The organism is Robinsoniella sp., from assembly GCF_034124845.1.
The window spans coordinates 1-21,108 of sequence record NZ_JAWYAJ010000177.1 but is presented as its reverse complement, the minus strand read 5'-3'; the positions used below and the strand labels follow the sequence as shown (position 1 = coordinate 21,108).

Below are 21,108 nucleotides of genomic sequence, written 5' to 3'. Positions count from 1 at the left end.
GGGAAAATACAATGTACAAAAAAGAATCTGTTTTTGAAAGTGTAGAGGCGAGAAGAATACGGATTCGCGCAAAGGAAACAACAGCAGGAAACCCAAAAGACGTAAACAAATTTATATGTGCAGCAGAATTTTATGTTTATGAAAAATTTGTGCCTGCTCCTGAGATACCGGCAGAGGAAGTAGTAATATCTTCGGACAAACTCTCCCTGTATGAGAATGCATCAGACACACTTACCGCCGATGTTCTTCCACAAAATGCATCTTACCAGGAGGTAAAATGGAAATCTTCTGATAATACAGTAGCTATGGTGGAAGGCGGAGTAGTAACTGCGCTAAAGTCAGGAACAGCTATTATTACAGCAGTCAGTAGGGATAAACAGGCGTCTGCAACCTGTGAGATAACGGTAAGCGCTGATCCGGAATTAGTTGAACAACTTTATAATCTCTGCAAAGAGTATGATCAGGTAACAAAAGATATGTATACAACTGAAAGTTGGAAAATATTCCAGACAGCCTTGGAGAAAGCAAAAGCAATTATAGAAAATCCTTCAAATATACAAAGGGAAATGGATGCCTTAAAGTCAGCTTATGATCAATTAAAGGAAATTGAAGGCGTTGAAATTGACCAGAAAGAAGTGAATATTGAGGTTGGCGCAGTAGAACAGTTATCGGTGCGTCAGAATGTTGATGGTGAAATTCAGTGGCGCAGCAGTAATAATGAAATTGTAAGTGTTAGTAAAGAAGGAAAAGTATTAGCCCTTGGGGCTGGAACAGCGATCGTTACAGCAACGGTGAGAGATACTGAATTTCAGAGCAGTTGTACCATCAAAACAGAAGGCGGTGAATCGGGAAATCTTGCAGTTCGGGCAAGTAAGGTAACATCAGATAGCCAGCACGAGAACTTTAAACCTTCGAATGTAATTGATGGTAGAACCGGTGGGGAAGGAAATGAATCTGCTGCTTATGCCTGGGTATCAGCCAGCAAGAAAATTGTTGAGCCTCGTTGGGTACAGTTAGACTTCGATAATGAAATTAGTATTAACAAATGGAAAGTTACACATGTAGCTTCTAATGGGGATATAAGAAGCGTTGCTAAAGATTTTGAACTACAGATAAGTGATAATGGAGTGGACTGGACGAGAATAGATAATGTATCGGGTAATAAAGAGCTGGTTACAGAAAAACGGTTAAGTGAGAAAGTCACTTCAAAACATTTTAGATTGTATATCACGGTAGCAGATAATTACAATGGACAGTGGCCAAACAATAACGCCAGAATTGATGAGTTTGAACTGATCGCCGCCGATGCACCAGAAGTAATGCTTACAGAGGTGAAAAAAGTGCAGGATTTAAAACTGTATGCGGGTACGACTCTGGAAGAACTGGAAGGAAAGCTTCCAAAGACAGCTGAGGTAACCCTGGGAGAGGATTTTGTAACAGAATACCCGGTTATCTGGAACACAGATGATTATAAGGCAGAAGAAGAAGGAACTTATACAATGGAAGGTGCCATTACAGTTCCGACTGTAGTAAAAAATCCTGAAAATAAAAAAGCAAGCATAAAGGTCGTTGTTGAAAAACATGTAATACGTGCCGTTGAATATCTAATGGACATCGAAACAGAACTGAATATACCAATAGAAGAGTTAAGAATACCGCAAACAATAGTGGCAGTAATGGACGATGATTCCACGCAGGAAGTAAGTGTTATATGGAATAAGGAAATCTATAATGCGGAAACTGCAGGGACTTATAAATTACAAGGAATAATTGCAGAAAGTGATACTTATAAAAATCCATATAATGTAAAGGCAAAACTTAATATCTTTGTAAATGAGGTACCAAATATCACTGAAATAGGACTTCAGGCAGAAAAAGAAGTAAGTTTTGGTAAGACAGCTGATGAGGTGGTATCCAGCCTGCCAGCAGAAGTATTGGTAAAATTGAATAATGTGGCAGTATGTTACCTTCCAGTGATATGGACATGCGAAAGCTATGATGGAACAAGGGCAGGTGTTTATGGATTCACTGGTACGATTGCTGAAGGCAAAGAATATCAGAATAGGAACAGTCTCCAGGCACAAGTAAACGTTGTGGTTATGGCAGAAGGTGAACCAACTACAGAACAAATAGCAGAATTAAGGCAGAGTATTATGGATGCAGAATCTATTGAAGCTGAAAAATACAGTGAAGAGAGTTATGCAAAAGTGAAGGAAGCATTAGCAGCAGCAAAAGCAGTAGAAGAAAATCTGGAAGCAACGTCAGTGGAAGTCAATACAGTGACAGAGACTTTAAAGGAAAGTATCCGAAATCTGGTTTGCGGGCATCCTGAAACTCAAAACATAATTCTAAATGAAGCCAGCTGCCAGCAGAATGGTGTTCAGATAACCAAATGCAATGTTTGCAACGAGATGATAAAACAGGAAATGATACCGGCTAGAGGACATGACTTTGGTGAATGGGAAACGGTAAAGAATGCAACAATTTATGAAGATGGAAAAGAGACACGCAGTTGTAAGGTATGTGAAAAAACAGAAGAACGCATAATTGCAAAACTACCGTCCTGCAAGGTTGTATTCCTTAATTATGATAACCGTGTACTTGGGCAGATGCAGTTAATAGCGGTAAATGGGACAGCGAAAGCGCCACAGGTACCAGAGCGAAAAGGTTACCGTTTTACAGGCTGGGACAAAACATTAAATAATATCACTCATGATGCGGTAATAAGTCCGAAGTATGATCTGTTAACTTATAAGATAAACTATGCAGGTATGTCAGGAGTAAAAAATGATAATCCGAATGTATATACTACAGCTCAGACAATTATATTGGGAACACCTATAAAACCTGGAATGATATTCCAAGGATGGTATCTGAATGGTTTACGTGTAACAGAGATTCCAGCGGGGAGGACAGGTGATATAACACTTACTGCAATGTGGAGTGAGGTTCCGGCGAAAAAAGGTGATACACTAAGCAGTGGAAGGCTGCAATATACAATTACCAGTGCTGTCTCGGGAAAAAGAACGGTGAAAGTAACAGCGCCTGTGAAAAAAACGTATTCAAGCATAACTATTCCTAATACAGTTAAATTCAAAGGGAATACTTATAAGGTTACGGAAATTGGCTCAAAAGCATTTAGGAAGAACACAAGACTTAAGAGTATTAAAGTGAGTAAATATATCACAACAATAGGGTCTTACGCATTTGATGCGGCAGGTAAACTTAAGAGCATTCGAATATATTCTACGTCTTTGAAAACAGTAGGAAAGAATGCGTTAAAAGGAATTAACAGCAAGGCTGTAATTAAAGTACCATCAAAGAAATTTACAGATTATAAAAAGCTTTTGTCAAAAAAAGGACAGAAGAACGATGTAAAAATTAAAAAATAGTGGAAAGACTCTCGGAAATTATATAATTTCCGAGAGGACTTTTTATTTTAATGAAAGGTAGGCTATTATATGAAATTACGTATGAAAGAAGCATTTGAAAAAGGGTGGAAATTCCACCTGGGAGAGTGGGAGATTATGCACCCGGTTAAGAGTGGTATGGCAGGAGGCATCACAGACTGTGAAGATATCGAGGATGGAGAATGGCTAAAAATAGCTTACTTTGATGAACGTCCACAGGAGACTATCTGCGACGATGAATGGAAAAATGTTGCGATTCCCCATGATTGGTGTGTGGAAGGAAAATATTATAATGATGAAGGTAAAGTAAAACACCATAAGAGTCATGGTTACCTCAATGGAGGAATCGGATATTATCGTAAAGAGTTTTCCGTTTCCCAGGAGTTATTGGGCAAAAAAATAGGAGTAGAATTCGATGGTGTGTTCCGTAAGAGCACTGTGTGGGTAAACGGACACCGAATGATACATCATGAAAGTGGTTATACCGGATTTTATTGTGATTTATCAGATGTGTTACGTTATGGAGAAACGGGGCGAAATGTAATTGTAGTTCGCGTGGATGCCAGAGATTATGAAGGCTGGTGGTATGAGGGAGCAGGAATATACCGACACGTCTGGCTTATGATAACGGATAGGATTCATATTAAAAGACATGGGATCTATGTTACAACGCCAATGGTGGAAACGAATTGTGCGCAGGTACGAATAGAAACAAAGGTAATAAATGAACAGTTTGATGACAAAAGCTGCCGTGTAATATCTCGTATTTTGGATAAAGAAAAACAGGTGGTAGCAGAGTCAGGAAGTGAGCGGCTGATAGAGTCATTTAAAGAAGATGTATGTAAGTGTATGATTAATATTATGAAGCCTAAATTGTGGTCGCCGGAAATGCCTTATCTTTACACGCTTGTAACGGAGGTTTACGATGGAGAAGAGTTGAAGGATGTTCAGGAGACAAACTTTGGTGTTCGAACGATTGCATATGATCCAGACAAAGGATTTTTGTTAAACGGACAGCCTTATGTAATAAAAGGCACATGCAATCATCAGGATTTTGCGGGTGTCGGTGTAGCACTTACCGATAAAATTATTGAATATAAAATAAAATTATTAAAAGAGATGGGGAGCAATGCTTACCGTTCTGCTCATCATCCGGCAACACCGGAGTTATTGGATATTTGTGACCGTATGGGTATGCTGGTTATGGATGAAAACAGAAGATTAGACAGCTCAGAAGAAGGAATAAGAGATCTTAGTGAAATGCTTTATCGTGGGCGTAATCATGCTTGTATCTTTATGTGGAGTATGGAAAATGAAGAGATACTGGAAGGAACCATAATGGGGGCACGTATACTGAAAACACTTGCTGCAGTAACACGAAGTATCGATCCCACAAGACCGGTAACTGCAGCCATGAATCACGGCTGGAATGATGGTGGATATAGCAACGAGGTCGATGTGACAGGGTACAATTATGGACAGCGAGATAACCAGGATATTCAGGATCATAAACTTTACCCTAAACGATGCATGATTGGAAGTGAAAGTGCCAGCTGCACTGTTACAAGGGGAATATATAATAAAGATAATATCAATGGATATTGTCCGGAGTATGGTACCCATATTCCGGATTGGAGCTGTTCGGTGGAAAAGGCATGGACAAATGTAGCAAAGAATTCTTTTTTATCAGGGGTTTTCATATGGACAGGATTTGATTACAGAGGAGAACCGACTCCATATGAGTGGCCAAATATCAATTCTCATTTTGGTATCATGGACACCTGTGGGTTTCCCAAAGATAACTACTTTTATCTGAAATCCCAATGGTGTGTTGAGCCTATGCTTCATATTTTACCTCACTGGAATTGGATAGGAGAGGAAGGGATCGAAAAAAATGTATGGATATATACTAATCTGACAGAGGTTGAACTTTTTTTAAATGATAAAAGTATGGGAAGAAAAATATGCAATCCTTATGGGCATTTGGAATGGAAGGTGCCATACGAACCAGGAGAGCTTCGGGCTGAAGGCTTTTATAATGGACATTTTTTTATAAAGGAAACAGTCGTTACTTCGGGTAGAGCATATCAGATTAAAGCAGATGCAGATAAAAAACAACTTCAAGCTGATGGGTGTGATATTACCTTTATTCGCATTTCTGTATTAGATGAGCGTGGAATTATAGTACCAGATGCAAATCATAAGATAACATTTTCTGTGGAAGGTGCTGCAAGGATACTGGGAACAGGAAATGGAAATCCAAGCAGCCATGAGCAGGATAAAGCTTCAGAAAGATGTGCGTTTTCTGGAAAGTGCTTGCTTATTATACAGTCCAACGGTGAAGAAGGAGAAATTGTAGTTACTGCATCTTCCATAGGACTGAAGGATTGTATTATTAAAATAAATTGATATTGAGTAATTTAGCTCTTTGATGCTTATATTGTTTTGATTTTCTAATGAATATATTTGAGCAAAAAAGAAACGTTATATATATCCCAATCGTGTATAATTAGTATGGAGACCATGACCCAAACGGTTTTTTTATGTTATGTAACATGCACAGGATGTTATCTGATAAGATTGTGCTTCTGAGTAACTTATAAAAGCAAAGATCTAAACGGAGAAGGTTTGGTATTTGTCCTTGATTAATTAAAGAAAACTCTAGAATTATAAGTGGTAGTCAGAGAACGGAAGTCTTAAGCAAATACATAATTAAAGAAATAACAGATGTAAAAATGAATTATCAGATAATAATTGGATACAGGTGGGAGACAAAATTTAAATTTTAATTGAAAATATAAGGGACATTGTGCCTTTGCAATGAACGCACAGGGAATCGTATAATCGTATAAAAATATCCCGTAAGTATGATGCTTGCGGGATATTTTTTTGTCCAATATTCATGACACAGGGGTAAAAGAGTTTGCCTGATATTAATTTGGTCTATGTATGTAAAAACAGAACGGAATATGTCAGAATGATATAATAAAGTTATATGGTAACAATGTAAAATCGTAATAAAGTTCAAGAATACTGAATTTATTCAATCCAGCTAAAAAAGAAATTGAAATATTGACAATTATTATAAATATATTCCTAAAAAATATAAATAGTCCTATGTTAAAATAATGACTAAGAAAAAAAACCGAACTTAGTATTATTAAAAATTACATTCAAAAAAGAAAGTAAAAAATATATGTAATTAGGAGGAAAAGATGAAAAGGAAACGTTTGTTGGCGGCAATTTTAGCATTATCCTTGGTTTTGCCTCAGGCGCTGCCTTATGCAGAGGTAAAAGCAGAGAGCGCAGCGGTGGTATATGAAACGAAAAATGACAGACAGGTCATTAATTTTAATACAGACTGGCATTTTTACAAAGGAGACATACCGGGAGGAGAAAAAGAGGACTTTAGAGATGACGCCTGGGTGTATGTTAATCTTCCTCATTCCACAGAGTACTATGATGCGGATAACAAGGATGCCTATCTGGGAATCAGCTGGTACCGCAAGGCATTTGTGGCAGATGCAGCATGGGCAGAAAAAGAACTGCTGCTTACTTTTGAAGCAGCTATGCAGAAAGCAGAAATATGGGTGAATGGCCAGCAGGTTAAAGTACATAAGGGTGGCTACAGCCCAATTGTGATCAATCTGGCAGAGCACTTAAAATATGGAGAAGAAAATGTAATCGCTGTTGAACTTGACAGTAGACCAAATACTGGCTTTGCGCCTGGAAAGACAACCCGGATTTCCAGTATTGGGGTGGTATTTATGGTAATTCTTACCTTACAATAAAAGATCCAGTCCATATCACTGATGAAATAGAAGAGGAGACTGTTGCCGGAGGAGGTGTGTTTGTCACTGCTCCGTCAGTCAGTGAAAAAAGTGCAGATGTGCAGGTCAAGACGCAGGTAGAAAATACGGGAACAGAAGCTCAGAATGTTACTCTGGAAACTTATATTATAGATGAGTCAGGTCACGTAGCCGTACAAGAAACGCAGTCACAAAAAGTGGAAGCAGGAGCATCAGTTGAGTTTAAGCCTTTGCTTACGGTAGAAAATCCAAAACTCTGGTCCTGTGATACACCAGAGCTTTATACAGTTCGTACCACAGTCAAAGTCAATGAGGAAGTGAAGGATAGTGTGGATACCACATATGGAATCCGTAAAGTGGAGTGGAAACGGGATGGATTGTACATAAATGATGAGCTGACCAAAGTAAACGGTGTAAATCTTCATGCAGAAACCTATATGTTTGGGAATGCTGTACCGGAAAGTGCCATTTATGATGAAATCAGGGAGATAAAGGAAAACGGGTTCGACTTTGTCAGAATGGCACATTATCCTCATGTGCAGGCATTTTATGATGCGTGTGACACTTATGGAGTCATAGTATTGGAGTGTCCGTCTGGCTGGCAGTATTATAACAATACAGAAGAATTTAAAGAAAGTACATATAATGAATTGCGGACCACAATACGAAGCCACAGAAATCATCCAAGTATTGTAGCATGGGAGACGAGTCTGAATGAGAGCAATTACACTTATGACTGGGCAGTGCGGATGAATCAGATCGCAAAGGAAGAGTATCCGGAGAATGGGGATTCCTATGCATGGACGGCAGGATGTCTGCACTGGGATGCCTTTGATATCGGACTTGGAACACCTCAGGCACGTATATTTCAAAGTGGCAGTGAAGGTGCTGAAAATGCGGAGTATAAGGATAAACCGGTTATCGTAGCAGAATATGGCGACTGGACTTACGGGGGAACCAGTTCTACCACGCGTGTAACCAGGGAAAAGGAAAACTCCTATGGTAAAAAAGGCGGTGACGTAGGAATGCTTATTCAATCTGACAATATTCAGGAAAGTGTAAGCCTGATGAAGTCCAAAGATTATGTGGGCGCATCCATGTACTGGGATTATGCAGATTATGCAGGATTTGATTCCGGTTTGCTGACATATTGCGGAGTTGTGGATTTGTACAGAATCCCAAAGCATTCTGCATACTTTTATCGGAGTCAGCGCGCACCGGATACAAATCTCTCTGAGTATGGAATAGAATCAGGTCCTATGGTCTACATTGCGAATCTTTGGGATCAGGATGCGGACAATACAGAAGTACGTATATTCAGTAACTGTGATACCGTTGCATTGTATCTTGATGGTGAATTCATTGGTGAACAGGGACATGATGAAACCATGTGGGGACCACACGGTGACAGAAGTGATGCAGATATTCCTTCAGAAAGCGACGGTAAAGAAATCGGTACAGAAAACCTGGATTATGCACCGATAACCTTTGATTTAAGGAAATATAAAGCAGGACAAGGTGAGTTGAAGGCAGTTGGCAAGATAGATGGTTCAGAAGTGGCTGAATATACCAGAAAGGCTCCGAAAGAGGCGCAGAAAGTACAGCTGCGTCCAAGAAGTGATACTCCAATACAGTTAGACGGTAGTGATGCTAAATTAGTGTGGATTGATATTACAGATATGAATGGTACCATCGTCACAAATGCGTATAAGGACGTGGATTTGAGTGTGGAAGGTCCAGGACTTATAGTAGGACCAAAGACGATTACCACAAGAGGCGGACAGCTTGCAGTATGGGTAAAAAGCAAACGCGGAGAAGGTGATATTACGTTAAATGCAACTTCAAAAGGACTGGCAGGTTCATCGGTGACACTTTCTGCAGAAGCTGTGGAAGGACTTCCGGAAGTTCCGAAAGATGGTGATGCAGATGAATATGAATTTGATGGAAGCAGCAGCAAAAATATTTTCAGCGGAAAGAAAACAAGTGCAAGTTCGGAAAATGCATATTCAGGGGAAACAGCAGCTAATGCAGTGGATGGTAATGATGACACCAAATGGTGTGCAGCAGATGGAAGTTACCCACAGTGGTGGATGGCAGATCTTGGGTCAATGACTGCTATTTCATCTATAGGACTATCCCTAGAAAGTAATGGTAATATATACCATTATAAAATCGCGGCGTCAAATGAACCGCTGACAGATGAAAATGTGGAGCAGTATACCATCGTGGATCACAGTCTGGGCAGCAAAGAAAACACCGTGATATTTGAAAACACCGTACAGGCACGTTATGTGAGAATTGATTTTACACAGGCATCAAATGGAGAATGGGCTGTTTTAAGAGAAGTATTTGGAACCGGTATCAGTTCCAATATTGCTATGAACAAACCAGTATCAGCCAGTTCGGTAAATAATGAGGGACAGTTATGGGCAGAGAAAGCGGAATATGCCAATGACGGGAACCCTGATACTAAATGGTGCGCGAAGGGTGGTGAAGGAACTGCAGATCACTGGTGGCAGATAGATTTAAAAGATAATTATCGTCTGAGTGATATAAAAATTCATTTTGAAAATGAATTTGCAGGATACAAATTTGTTGTTCAGGGATCCTTTGATGGAGAACATTTCAAGAATCTGGCGGATTACAGAAAAGGAGATTGGTGCGAAAGCGAAGTTGCAGTGGAGTCAGAGGACATTGTCCGATATCTGAGAATTAGTGAAATTACAACAGATAATATGGCAAATTACTGGCCATGTATCAGAGAAGTTGAAGTGTACGGAGAAGCTTCAGACAGCAAACCACTAAGTGTATCAAGAGAAAAGCAGGCATCTGCATCTTCTAGCAGTGAGAACAGCAGTGCTGCATATGGAAACAACGGTGTGCCGAACTATTACTGGTATCCTGAAACAACAACAGACAAAGAATGGTGGATGGTAGACACCATGGGAATTTATTCTCTGGACAATATTCAAATGACCTGGAATGGGTCAGAGAATCACAAATATCTTATTGAGGGTTCCCTGGATCAGATTAACTGGAATGTGCTTGTGGACAGAACAGCAGAGGGAAATGAAGAAGTCCGTCCTTATGAACAGACGGAGGGAGAAGTTCGTTTTATCAGGGTTACTTTACCGGCCGGAAGAGAAACAGAACAAGGATTCGGTCTCTTTGATGCATATGGAATCCAATCAATGGATAGAACTGTAAAAACAGTCAAAACCCCAGAAGGAATAGAGACAGAGACCGGTACGGCTTTAGAAAATATGGAACTTCCCCAGAATATTCTGGCTGTTTTGGAAGAGGGTACACAAGTTGCCCTTCCGGTAGAATGGAATCTGGACAGCCTGACAATAGAAGGTACAAAGGGAACGTTGGAGGGGACGGTTTCTAAAATTTCTGGAGTTGTGATGGAATCTCTAAATGTGTTGCTTGAGATTACATACTCAGGAGGTGAACAACCGGAAGAACCGTCTGAAATTGATATGACAAGCCTGAAGCTTGCCGTGACTATGGCAGAAAAACTGGAATCGGAGCAGATAGAAGTCGGTAACTTTACTTCAGAGAGTTGGGTATTTGTGCAGGAAACGTTAGATATGGCACGAGATCTTCTGCAAAACATCGAAGCTACGCAGGAAGCAGTAGATGAAGCTTTCTTAAATCTCATAACTGCATGCAATTCTCTGGAAAACAGCAGGCAGAAAGCTGGCTTAAAGGCAGTCATTGAAGGTGCAGAAGCAATTTTAGCAGAAGATGAAACGCTGGTACAGTACACAGAAGAAAGTATACAGGCAGTCAGAACTGCAATTGAGCATGCAATAATAATATATGAAAGCGAAGATGTAAATCAGGAAACCATTAACAGTGCCACTACAAGTCTTATGATTGCAGTGACCTCCCTGCTAACAGAAAAAGAAGAGAATCATACAAGGCTGGATCTATTGATTCAGGCAGCTGAAAGTCTTCTTGAAAGCGAAGGGCAGTATACCGCTTCCAGTGTGAAAACACTGAAAAAGGTTCTGGCTGAATCGAAAGAATTGGCTGGAAATAGCCAGATAACCCAGGAGAATATAGATGCAGCATATAATGCATTGGCACAGGCTATGGCAAATCTGGTGAGAAAAGCCAATAAGGCTGAGCTTGACAATGCATTGAAAAAAGCAAATGATATTTTGAATCAATCAGGAAAATATGTGGAAACCAGTATTGCAGGGCTATCTGCAGTGACGGAGGAAGCACAGCGTGTATACGATAACCAGGAAGCAGACACTGCGGTTGCTGGGGAAGTTTTGAAAAAACTCATATCTGAAATCCTGAAAGCCAGGCTTCTTGGAGATGTTACTCTGAATGGCAGAGTAGATACACAGGATGTATCCGAACTGCTTGCATACAGTGCAGAAGTTAATGAACTGACTGATGATCAGATTCAGGCGGGAGATGTAAATGGTGATGCAGTATCGGATAGCAGCGATGCAGCTGTCATTCTTCAATTAGCGGCAGAGAAAATAAATGCATTTTGATTTTTGGATCGTATTTGACATTGTGCGGTGAGATTATGTTGGTCTTTGGAATGAAATTATAATAATAGAAAGAGTACATCAATATAAAGTTTTGATGTGCTCTTTTTACGTTGAATCGTTGTTCACTGTAATACTTTTAGCATTTCATGGCAGTTTTTTTGAACATACAATGCTCGAGATGAAAAAAATATTTTTTTGTCATAAAGTATAATTGCAGCCATAGGCTTCCATATGTTATAATCAAAATAAAATGAAATGACAGTAAAAGTGGCAAAAATATCTCACCTGAAAGGATATATAAATATGAAAAGTAAAAAATGGCTGGTACAAGGAATAGCAATACTCATTTTCGTCGTATTATTTTCAGTGACAGTTTTTGCGGCAGATCAACAAATTTCGGCTGCTGATACAAAGAAAGAAAATCCGCTGAAACATTCTCTTTATGTAAAGGGACAGGATGAAGAAGAGCAGTTGACAAGTGTCAGTGAAGAAGAGTGGAAAGAATTGAAAAAAGCGGGAAAAAGGGACATGGAGAAAACCGCTTTTGTTGTGTTTCAGCCGCAGAAAGCACCAACAGAAGAGTTTATCCAAACAGAGATATCCGGGCTGGTAACAGAAACTGGCGTGGAATCAGCAGAAACAGATTCGCCTGTGTCAAATGAGGCATATGAAAAAACAACCGAAACCCAAACGATTAAGCAAGATGAAACATACGAAGAAATAACCGAGGCTCAAATGTCTGAGTCAGGTGAAATATACGAAGAAATAACCGAGGCTCAAATGTCTGAGTCAGGTGAAACATACGGAGAAATAACCGAGGTCCAAATGTCTGAGTCAGATGCGGCATATGAAGAAACAAGCCTGATGAAAATGCCTGAATCAGGTGAGGCATACGAAGAAACAACCAAAGATCAGATGCTAGAAACGAATGAATTGCCGGTTAAAATTCCGGAAACAGAAATGTTGAAAACAAGTAATCCGATACCAACAGTAAATCTGACAAAAAAGCATAAAAAATATATAGATAAAGCAGGAGATATATTTAAAGAAGTTGTGGTGATCTTTAATGGCTGCATCCCAGAAGACGAATTGTGTTTGACGGAATATTCGAATGTAATCGTAAAGGTATTAGAGAAGGAAGTAAAAGAAACAGAACTGGAAGAGATAATGAAAGTTCTTAATATCGAAGAAACCAGAAAAGATTACAATCAGCATATTGATGAGATCAGATTGAACCGGAGCGAAGGGGTGGAAAGCGAGTCGGAAAATCCCATAACGTTGGTAGATGGGGGGAGTCTCCCTTCGATCAGGGCGGCTAGTTCAAATAACGATGGCACAGATACAGACAATAATAAAAATAAAGATATAACCCTTACGTTTACCATTGACGACATGAGCGCAGGAGAAGATATTCTTACAGCAACATGTGCAATTTCGTCCAAGAAAGAAATAACGAATGGAAAATTAACATTTACCTATGATAAAAATATAATGACTCTGGAAAGTGCAGACACAGAGGAGTTAGAGGCTTTTGAAGACAATGATATGACATGCCGGATCAATGATGCGAATAATGGTGCCGCAAAAGAGGGTACGATAGAGATGACTTTTTCTTCCTCGCAGGGAGCTAAGCTTGAGGGGGACATGCTTTATTTATACTTTGATCTGAAGTCATTAGCAAAAATGGGAGATGTATATGAAATAAAACTGGAAGTTAATGAGATGAAAAATGGTTCTGCCGATTTGACTACCGATGTCAGACAAAGCACGTATACTGTAACAGATGAAGGCGAACTTGAAAATGAAGATGATGAAGAAGATGAAGATGATATGGAAGACAGTGTGGATGATGGCGAGGATGAGAGTGAGTCAGAAACACAGAAACCTCAGGTTGCAAACAAATCAAACACAACGTCATCTGAATCCGGCACAAAAACAACAACCTCCCCAAAAACGACAACCCCACCAAAAACCGGTGATGAAAGTAATACGGCACTTTGGTTCATCATCGCGGTTACATCTCTGTTAACTGTACGGTATACATATAGAAAAAAAAGAAACGCATAATAGTAGAGAGACTAAGAGAAGTCAATACACGTTAATTTAATTACGTGTATTGGCTTTTAACATTTTACATTTTTGTTTTCTTAAGTGTGAAAGGTAGTGAAATGGATTAAGCAGTAAGGCAGAGTTGCTAGAAACTTCCATCCGTAATACTGACGAAAGGATATGGCATAAGAAGAGAAAACATTACAATAAATGGGAGTAATCTTAAGTAATTTTTTATAAAATAACAGTAGAAATGAACTTATTGGATAGTGTATACTATAAACAGTGTTGCTATATTTGTGAATAATCATTCCAGAAAATGAATGAGTGATGATAGTATAGTTTGGGTACACTATGGATAAATACATAATTTCAGAAGAGGATGGATAGCCATGTGTGGAATTTGCGGATTTGTAGGCAATGTAACGGATAAAGAAACAATATTGGGAAATATGATGGATGTCATTAAGCATAGAGGACCCGATTCAGAAGGAAAGTTTTGTACGGATGAAGCTGCATTGGGGTTTCGGAGACTGAGTATCATTGACTTGGAGAGCGGCTCACAGCCTATGTTCAATGAAACAGGTGATATCGCCCTGGTATTTAACGGGGAGATCTACAATTGCCTGGAGCTCAGGGAACGTTTTCAGAAAAAAGGACATGTTTTTGCCAACCGTTCAGACTCAGAGGTATTGTTGCATGGTTATGAGGAGTATGGTGAAAAGTTAGTTAATGAGCTTCGTGGAATGTTTGGTTTTGCCATCTGGGACGCTCCCAATAAAAAATTATTTATGGCAAGAGATTTCTTTGGAATTAAGCCGGTTTATTATGCTATGATAGACGGCAGCCTTGTTTTTGGTTCTGAGATTAAGAGTATATTAGAATTTCCTGGTTTTCAAAGAGAAGTAAATGAAGAAGCACTGGAACAATATCTTTCTTTCCAGTATTCTGCATTGCCTGAGACTTTCTTTAAAGGCATCTATAAATTATTGCCGGGACATTATCTCACATTTCAGGATGGAAAAGTGGAGATTACCCAGTATTTTGATCCTACGCTGGCACCGGAGAAAACAAACGGCACAGAGGAAGAACTGATTCAGAAAATAGATGATGTAATGAGCGAGTCTGTTGAAAAACATATGCTGGCAGACGTGGAAGTAGGGGCATTTGTATCCAGCGGTGTGGACTCCAGCTTTATTGCAGCGAAATATTCCGGGAACAAAACATTTACCGTAGGATTCTTTGATGAAAACAGTCCTTATAATGAAACCCAATTTGCGAAAAAACTTTCGAAACATCTGAAACTGGAGAATCATAGTAAGATTATATCTGAACAGGAATATTGGGATAACATCCCGAAGATTATGTACCATATGGATGAACCGCTTGGAGATGCTGCAGCTATAGCACTTTACTTTGTGGCACAGGAGGCTGCGAAACACGTAAAAGTAGTCACTTCAGGGGAAGGAGCAGATGAATTCTTCGGTGGATATACCATCTACAGAGAACCACTGTCTTTAAAACACATGCAATGGATTCCAAAGCCGGTCCGCCGTGCAATTGCCTGTGTGGCATATAAGCTTCCGGAACATATGAAGGGCAGAAGCTTTCTGATCCGCGCAAGTAAATCTGTTCAGGAACGTTTCATAGGCAATGCCAATATCTTTACTGCAAAGGAAAGAAAGAGTATCCTGAAGCATCCAACCAAGATTATGACACCACAGGAATTTTTGGATCATAATTATAAAAAGATGGCTAAGTACGACGATACGACGAAAATGCAGTACATCGATCTTAAAAACTGGCTTCCGGGAGATATACTTCTGAAAGCGGATAAGATGAGTATGGCTCATTCGCTGGAACTGCGTGTTCCGTTCCTGGATAAGGAAGTATTTGATGTTGCCAGAAGGATTAATACGGAAGAAAAACTAAAAGACCACACAACCAAGTATGCTTTCCGTAAAGTAGCTGAAAAATATTTACCGAAACAGACAAGTGAGAAGAAAAAACTGGGCTTTCCGGTTCCAATCCGTGTATGGCTGAAGCAGGACAGCGGATATGGAAGAACAAAGAAAATGTTTACCGGTGAAAGTGCAGGGAAGTTCTTTAACCAAAAACAGATCATGCAGCTTCTGGATGACCACAGGGCCGGACTGCGGGATAACAGCAGAAAGATCTGGGTAATTTATACATTCTTGATCTGGTATCAGGTATTCTTTGAAGAAAAGGAGCATAACTTCGCATGACAAAAAAGGAATTTGCAGACTGGGCAGAACGGGAAACTATCATTTTGGACGGCGCAACGGGATCAAATCTGATTAAAGCAGGCCTGAAGCGCGGTGTTTGTACAGAACAGTGGATCCTGGAAAATCCCGGAATATTAACAGAATTACAGCGGGCATATGCGGATGCGGGAAGTAATATCGTATATGCGCCGACTTTTGCGGCAAACCGTATGAATTTGAAATATTATGGACTGGAAGAGAATATCAGACAGATGAATCACGATCTTGTAAAGCTGTCAAGAGAAGCAGTACAGGGCAGGGCATATGTTGCAGGTGACCTCACTACATCCGGTAAGATTATCGGCGCTTCTGATGAGGTGACTTATGAGTCTGCATTGGAAATGTATAAGGAACAGATCATTTATCTGGTAGAGGCAGGCGTGGATCTGCTTGTGGCAGAGACCATGATCAGTATTGATGAGACCATGGCTGTACTGGATGCGGCAGCAGAAGTCTGCGATTTGCCGGTGCTGTGTTCCATGACTCTGGAAGCAGATGGAAGTGTGTTTGCAGGGGGAACGGCATGGGATGCGGTGGAATCCCTTCAGGAAATGGGAGCTTCGGCAGTAGGATTAAATTGCTCCGTAGGTCCTGACCAGCTTGAATCAGTAGTTGCTTCTATGAAAAGAGTTGCTTCTGTTCCCATCATGGCGAAGCCGAATGCAGGAATGCCGGTTATCACAGAAACAGGGGAAGCTGTTTATAATATGAATGCAGAAGATTTTGCAAAATACATGATGGCGCTGATCAAAGCTGGTGCCCAGGTTGTTGGTGGGTGCTGCGGCACGACACCGGAATACATTGCGATGCTGGCGGGTAATATCCGTAACATGCAGAAATAATAATTTATACAGAAAAGTGCTGCATTACCAGTTCATTGGTGATGCAGCACTTTTGCAATATGTATCCTCTTACTCTCTGAATTCAAATAAAGCTTTTACAGGGATTCCCAATACGTCCGATATATCAAATAATTTATCCAATGAGATGGATGTAGGCATATTCGGAGCTTCCAGATTACTGATATGAGTCCGGCTTAAATTTGTGTGTTCAGCCAGCTGTAATTGTGTGAGACCGCGCATTTTGCGGTAATAAGCAACGGTAAGCCCAAGCTGCTTATATTGACTTTGGCGTTTTTTGTTCATTTTATCCATATGAATTCCTCCTTGCATATAGTTTATTCTTTGTAAGGAAAAAACGAAACAAGGTATAGACCAACATATGCAATATAAAATTTTGCAAACAGGGAATAAAGATTTCAGAATACAATGTAAAAAATTGCAAAGATTAGTGAGGTTTGGGCTTTTGAAGACTGATTTTAAACTGTATAAATTCCTGTACCTCTTTTTGGAGTGAGGGACTTAAATGATTATAGCTGTATAATAACTCCTGTTCTTCTTTTGTCAGAATTGTGGAAATCAGGTCATATTGCTGTCCCCGGATCAGATAATCCATGCTGATGCCAAATAAATCGGCCAACTGTACCAGTGAATCCAGCGGCGGAGTCCGGTAACCGTTTTCATAATTTGTATATGTCTGCCGTTCTACATTTAATATCGTACTGACATGCTCCTGTGTATACCCGCGGTCTTCACGCAAACGGCGAAGACGCTGTCCTAAAGTTGATCTCAACATAAGATACCTCCAAATATTTTAAATATTATAGCAAGTAATGGTAAATATTTCCTTTTAGGACACGAAATGAAACCGGGATGCCACATACCGAATTTCCTGTTGAAATTTGTCGGAAAGGAAGAATTATGTCTATAAAATTTTTGGAATATAAGTTATTGAAACTGCCGGAGTGTGAGGGGAGCAATATAAGAAAAAGAAAGAATATGACATTGACAGAATCAGCAGTATGCATGGAGAGAACAGCACCTGTAGAATGAGAATATCCGGGAGAGTGTGAGACCCTCCCGGATATTCAGAATTGTATCTGACTCAGATAGCTGTTGTGATAACGGCCATCGAATGTTACATCTTCCTGAAACCAATCAGGCGGGATAAAATGATCCGCTGTTTCTTCGTCGGGAAATTCTACCTCAGCCAGTATTAAGGGGGCGAACGGTGAATCAAAGATATCCAGTTCAATGTTTAAACCCTGTGCAAGAGGGATTACGTATCTTTTTTTGGATATGATATTTCCGTCAGCTTTTGGTTTTAAGTGTTCGTATGCATCCTTCGTAAGCGGAAGATTATATTCTTCCCGAACCATCATGCCTTTTCCCTTGTATGTGAGAATATAATCATCATCCTGCCTGCGGATACGTACCACTGGCTCTGTACATAAATATCCCTGCTCGATAATATGATAGGGGTAGGAATTGAGATTTACAGGTAAATCTTTTATCAGATATTTTCGTTCGATTTCCATAGTTACCTCCTGTATGAGTAATACTTTGAAACATGCTCTACGGTTATCATAATATATTTACAATAGAAAGTAAATTGTTTTTCTAAACTACTGGTATAATGAAATTATTTTTGGTAGAATAAAGAAAATAGTCAAAGGAGGTTTTGAAATGGATAAAATATATATTTTTTTAGCAGAAGGTTTTGAAGAAATAGAAGGATTAACCGTTGTGGATTTGCTTCGACGCGCGAAGTTGGATATTACCATGGTATCCATGACCCAAGCCTTAGCTGTGACCGGTTCCCATGGTATACAGATTACGGCTGACGCTGTTTTTGAAGAGGTTGATTATACGGATGCAGGGATGTATGTCCTTCCGGGTGGGATGCCGGGTACCTTAAATCTGGGTAACCACGAAGGACTGGTAACTTTACTGAAGAAAGCCCATGCTGAGAACAGAAAGATCGCTGCAATTTGTGCGGCACCCAGCGTACTGGGTACAAGTGGTATTTTAGAAGGCAAAAGAGCTGTCTGTTATCCGGGATTCGAAGATAAACTGACCGGAGCAGAGGTATCGGAAGATCCGGTAGCCGTAGATGGGAATATCATCACCAGCAGGGGGATGGGAACGGCAATTGAATTTTCGCTGGCGATTATTACTGAGTTTCTGGGAGAAGAAGAAGCACAGAGAATAGCAGCATCAATTATATATAAATAGAAAGAAAGATCGTGAGGAAAGTATATGTTATGGACGAGGTATGAATTAAAAGACAGAGCGAAGAATGTGCTGAGGGGATGCATTTGGTCTGCCATTCTGGTCTGCCTGATATCAGGGCTGTTAAGCGGTGAGTTTGGCGGAAATGGTTCCGGAGGACGGTCCTCCGGACACAACAGCGGCATGGAATGGTTCACGGGTGATCATACCGAAGAAACGCGGAACAGTGACATGGCAGATGAAGAAGGAAATGATGACGGTCAGTCCGGGTTTACCGGTCGGATTGCCGATGGTGCAGGAGGGCTGATAAAGGATGCCGGAACCAGAATAAGCGGACTGCTGACAAGAGGCTTATTCCCAATCTACGTTTACATGGGATTGATGATGCTGTTATTTAGTATCGTACTGCACCTGCTTATTGGTATGCCGATCTTGGTGGGAGCAAAACGGTTTTTTATGTGCAGCAGGGAAAGGCGGACCGGAGTGGGCGAGCTGCTGTATGCATTTAAGAGCAGATATATAGTAAATGTAGTACTGACCATGTTTTTACGGGAAGTAAAAATTTTCCTCTGGACCCTTTTATTGATCGTACCGGGAATCATTAAAAGCCTCCAGTATATGATGGTTCCTTATATACTTGCAGAGAATCCGGATATGGAACGGAAAAGGGCTTTTGAACTCAGCGCTGAGATGATGAGCGGACAGCTCTGGGAAGTGTTTATTTTGAAACTGTCGTTTATCCCCTGGATGATTCTGGGAGCCATATCCTGCGGCATTGCAAATGTGCTGTATGTGAATCCCTATATGGCTGCCACTGAGGCGGAATTGTATGGTGTACTTAGAATATATGCTATAGAAAACGGGATTAGCAATACCTATGAACTGCCCGGATTTGCTGAGGAATGTTTATAAAAAGTTCACGAATAACAAATAAAAAAAGTATGGCAATTTAGAAAGGCTTGTGCTATACTATTAAAATGACTGTAAGTATGGGAAAATATAGCGTTCTCCATACGATTGATTAAGGAGGAAATTAGATAACATGAGTTTACAGGTAGAGAAGTTAGAAAAGAACATGGCGAAGCTGACAATTGAAGCTTCTGCAGAAGAGCTGGAAAAAGCAATTCAGGCTGCTTATCAGAAAAATAAAGGTAAAATTAACATGCCAGGTTTCCGTAAAGGAAAAGCTCCAAGGGTTATGATAGAGAAAATGTACGGCCCGGGCGTTTTTTATGAAGATGCAGCGAATGCATTAATTCCAGACGCATATGCAAAAGAAGTGGAAGGTTGCGATTTAGATATCGTTTCACAGCCTAAAATTGATGTTGTACAGATTGAAAAAGGAAAGTCCTTTATCTTTACAGCTGAAGTAGCTTTAAAACCAGTTGTAACACTTGGCGAATACAAAGGTGTGGAAGTGGAAAAGCAGGCTGTTGAAGTAACAGATGAAGAAATTATGGCAGAGATTGATAAAGAGAGAGAGAACAACTCCCGTACAATCGATGTCGATGACAGAGCTGTTCAAAACGGCGATATGGTCAAATTAAATTTTGAAGGATTTGTTGACGGAGAAGCATTTGAAGGCGGTAAGGGAGAAGACTATGACCTTACAATCGGTTCTGGAAGCTTTATTCCAGGATTTGAAGAGCAGTTAGTTGGTGCAAAGATCGGTGAAGAAATGGAAGTTAACGTTACTTTCCCGGAAGAGTACCAGGCATCAGAATTAGCCGGTAAAGCAGCTGTATTCAAATGCACAGTAAATGAAATCAAAGTAAAAGAACTTCCGGAAGCAGACGATGATTTTGCAAAAGATGTTTCTGAATTTGATACATTGGCAGAATACAAAGAAGACATCAAGAAGAACCTGACAGAGAAAAAAGAAAAAGAAGCAAAAACAGCAAAAGAAAATGCAGTAGTTGCTAAGGTTGTTGAAAATGCAACTATGGAAATTCCGGATCCAATGGTAG

The 21,108-nt window shown here is 40.0% G+C and carries 13 protein-coding genes; 10 read left to right on the top strand and 3 right to left on the bottom strand.

Annotation, left to right across the window (positions count from 1 at the left end):
- Nucleotides 1-11 precede the first annotated feature (11 nt).
- From ACH2DQ_RS08335 to ACH2DQ_RS08305, 7 genes are all read left to right on the top strand, one after another.
- Nucleotides 12-3,392 (top strand): Ig-like domain-containing protein, encoded by a 3,381-nt coding sequence (locus ACH2DQ_RS08335; RefSeq protein ID WP_395026339.1) that lies wholly within the window; start codon nt 12-14, stop codon nt 3,390-3,392.
- A gap of 69 nt (nt 3,393-3,461) precedes the next feature.
- Nucleotides 3,462-5,819, top strand: a complete 2,358-nt coding sequence (gene galA / locus ACH2DQ_RS08330) for a beta-galactosidase GalA (RefSeq protein WP_394912238.1) — start codon at nt 3,462-3,464, stop codon at nt 5,817-5,819.
- Between the two features lie 806 nt (nt 5,820-6,625).
- A complete protein-coding gene (locus tag ACH2DQ_RS08325) occupies nt 6,626-7,201 on the top strand; it encodes a sugar-binding domain-containing protein (protein ID WP_394912237.1) in 576 nt (191 codons plus the stop codon).
- A 56-nt stretch (nt 7,202-7,257) separates the two neighbouring features.
- Nucleotides 7,258-11,736: a discoidin domain-containing protein gene (locus tag ACH2DQ_RS08320; protein ID WP_395026331.1), complete on the top strand. Its 4,479-nt coding sequence runs from the start codon at nt 7,258-7,260 to the stop codon at nt 11,734-11,736.
- Between the two features lie 303 nt (nt 11,737-12,039).
- Nucleotides 12,040-13,803 (top strand): hypothetical protein, encoded by a 1,764-nt coding sequence (locus tag ACH2DQ_RS08315; protein WP_394912235.1) that lies wholly within the window; start codon nt 12,040-12,042, stop codon nt 13,801-13,803.
- Between the two features lie 374 nt (nt 13,804-14,177).
- Nucleotides 14,178-16,031 (top strand): asparagine synthase (glutamine-hydrolyzing), encoded by a 1,854-nt coding sequence (gene asnB / locus ACH2DQ_RS08310; RefSeq protein ID WP_395026328.1) that lies wholly within the window; start codon nt 14,178-14,180, stop codon nt 16,029-16,031.
- Nucleotides 16,028-16,912, top strand: a complete 885-nt coding sequence (locus tag ACH2DQ_RS08305; RefSeq protein WP_394912233.1) for a homocysteine S-methyltransferase family protein — start codon at nt 16,028-16,030, stop codon at nt 16,910-16,912. Before asnB ends, ACH2DQ_RS08305 begins: the two co-directional genes overlap by 4 nt.
- 69 nt (nt 16,913-16,981) lie before the next feature.
- On the opposite strand, the gene ACH2DQ_RS08300 is transcribed toward ACH2DQ_RS08305, so the two are convergent.
- From ACH2DQ_RS08300 to ACH2DQ_RS08290, 3 genes are all read right to left on the bottom strand, one after another.
- A complete protein-coding gene (locus ACH2DQ_RS08300; RefSeq protein WP_330373816.1) occupies nt 16,982-17,224 on the bottom strand; it encodes a helix-turn-helix domain-containing protein in 243 nt (80 codons plus the stop codon).
- A 133-nt stretch (nt 17,225-17,357) separates the two neighbouring features.
- Nucleotides 17,358-17,705 (bottom strand): helix-turn-helix domain-containing protein, encoded by a 348-nt coding sequence (locus ACH2DQ_RS08295; protein WP_394912232.1) that lies wholly within the window; start codon nt 17,703-17,705, stop codon nt 17,358-17,360.
- A gap of 292 nt (nt 17,706-17,997) precedes the next feature.
- Nucleotides 17,998-18,447 (bottom strand): CYTH domain-containing protein, encoded by a 450-nt coding sequence (locus ACH2DQ_RS08290; RefSeq protein WP_394912231.1) that lies wholly within the window; start codon nt 18,445-18,447, stop codon nt 17,998-18,000.
- Between the two features lie 148 nt (nt 18,448-18,595).
- Between ACH2DQ_RS08290 and ACH2DQ_RS08285 the strand changes: the two genes are divergently transcribed.
- The 3 genes from ACH2DQ_RS08285 to tig form a co-directional block, all read left to right on the top strand.
- Nucleotides 18,596-19,144, top strand: a complete 549-nt coding sequence (locus ACH2DQ_RS08285; protein WP_394912230.1) for a DJ-1 family glyoxalase III — start codon at nt 18,596-18,598, stop codon at nt 19,142-19,144.
- A 24-nt stretch (nt 19,145-19,168) separates the two neighbouring features.
- A complete protein-coding gene (locus ACH2DQ_RS08280; RefSeq protein WP_394912229.1) occupies nt 19,169-20,053 on the top strand; it encodes a DUF975 family protein in 885 nt (294 codons plus the stop codon).
- Between the two features lie 130 nt (nt 20,054-20,183).
- Nucleotides 20,184-21,108, top strand: a 925-nt coding sequence (gene tig / locus ACH2DQ_RS08275) for a trigger factor (protein WP_395026324.1), incomplete at its 3' end; no start/stop codon positions are given.

Coding starts and splice junctions, on each gene's coding strand:
- ACH2DQ_RS08325 (WP_394912237.1), top strand. CDS start 6,626: ATGAAAAGGAAACGTTTGTTGGCGGCAATTTTAGCATTATCCTTGGTT.
- galA (WP_394912238.1), top strand. CDS start 3,462: ATGAAATTACGTATGAAAGAAGCATTTGAAAAAGGGTGGAAATTCCAC.
- ACH2DQ_RS08315 (WP_394912235.1), top strand. CDS start 12,040: ATGAAAAGTAAAAAATGGCTGGTACAAGGAATAGCAATACTCATTTTC.
- ACH2DQ_RS08305 (WP_394912233.1), top strand. CDS start 16,028: ATGACAAAAAAGGAATTTGCAGACTGGGCAGAACGGGAAACTATCATT.
- ACH2DQ_RS08295 (WP_394912232.1), bottom strand. CDS start 17,705: ATGTTGAGATCAACTTTAGGACAGCGTCTTCGCCGTTTGCGTGAAGAC.
- asnB (WP_395026328.1), top strand. CDS start 14,178: ATGTGTGGAATTTGCGGATTTGTAGGCAATGTAACGGATAAAGAAACA.
- ACH2DQ_RS08300 (WP_330373816.1), bottom strand. CDS start 17,224: ATGGATAAAATGAACAAAAAACGCCAAAGTCAATATAAGCAGCTTGGG.
- ACH2DQ_RS08285 (WP_394912230.1), top strand. CDS start 18,596: ATGGATAAAATATATATTTTTTTAGCAGAAGGTTTTGAAGAAATAGAA.
- ACH2DQ_RS08280 (WP_394912229.1), top strand. CDS start 19,169: ATGTTATGGACGAGGTATGAATTAAAAGACAGAGCGAAGAATGTGCTG.
- ACH2DQ_RS08335 (WP_395026339.1), top strand. CDS start 12: ATGTACAAAAAAGAATCTGTTTTTGAAAGTGTAGAGGCGAGAAGAATA.
- ACH2DQ_RS08290 (WP_394912231.1), bottom strand. CDS start 18,447: ATGGAAATCGAACGAAAATATCTGATAAAAGATTTACCTGTAAATCTC.